At 66.7% G+C, this 324-nt stretch carries 1 protein-coding gene; it reads left to right on the top strand.

Features of this window, described 5'->3' with window-relative positions; genetic code table 11:
* On the top strand, nucleotides 1-324 hold a 324-nt coding region (locus tag IH00_RS0125480; RefSeq protein WP_031077457.1), incomplete at both ends, for a rodlin.

Genomic DNA, 324 nt, shown 5'->3' with positions numbered 1-324 from the left:
TCAAGAAGGTTCTGGCTACCGCCGGCGTGGCTGCGGTCGTCCTGGGCGCCTCCGCGCCGATGGCCTCCGCCGTGGGCGACCGCGGGGTCGACACGCAGAACGGCAACTTCGCCACCCAGTCGTACGGCAACACCTACACCGGCGGCTACATGAGCCCCCAGGTGGGGCTCATCCAGGGCTCGCTGAACAAGCCCTGTGTCGGTCTGCCCGTCCAGGCCGACATCCAGAACATCGCGGCCCTGGTCAACGTCGGTGTTCAGGACATCCTCAACGACACCCAGAACCAGCAGTGCGTCGAGAACTCCACCGCCGTCAAGGGCGACA

Source organism: Streptomyces sp. NRRL S-118, assembly GCF_000716335.1.
In the GTDB taxonomy this organism is placed as follows: Bacteria; Actinomycetota; Actinomycetes; order Streptomycetales; family Streptomycetaceae; genus Streptomyces.
The sequence above is the reverse complement of the archived record's forward strand: the minus strand, read 5'-3'. Positions and strand labels throughout refer to the sequence as shown.